This window comes from Pseudoalteromonas sp. S3785 (genome assembly GCF_005887365.1).
GTDB lineage: Bacteria > Pseudomonadota > Gammaproteobacteria > Enterobacterales > Alteromonadaceae > Pseudoalteromonas.
Genome location: NZ_PNCT01000155.1, coordinates 1 through 319, shown reverse-complemented (window position 1 = coordinate 319; position 319 = coordinate 1). Strand labels below are relative to the sequence as shown.

General features: G+C 46.1%; 1 pseudogene. It reads left to right on the top strand.

The annotated features are described in order from the left end of the window. A pseudogene (locus CWC17_RS18955) lies at nt 1–319 on the top strand (transposase); the annotation flags it as partial.

The window sequence follows — 319 nt, the reverse complement described above, 5'->3', positions numbered from 1 at the left end:
GATTCTGGGAGGGAAGGTTCAAATCGCAAGCATTACTAGATGAAGCAGCACTTGCAGCGTGTATGGCCTATGTCGATTTAAATCCCATTAGAGCTAAAATGGCTAACAAACCAGAAGAGTCAGACCATACCAGTGTACAAAATCGCTTAACATGCGCGGCAGAAGGTAAACAACCTAAGCAGTTACTACGTTTTGCAGGTATGCCACGTCAGATTATGCCTAAAGGGCTGCCGTTTGAGCTTGACTCGTACCTTGAACTCGTTGAGCTACCAGGGCGAAGAATGGGAGAGGATAAGCTGGGGCATTTAACTAATATGCC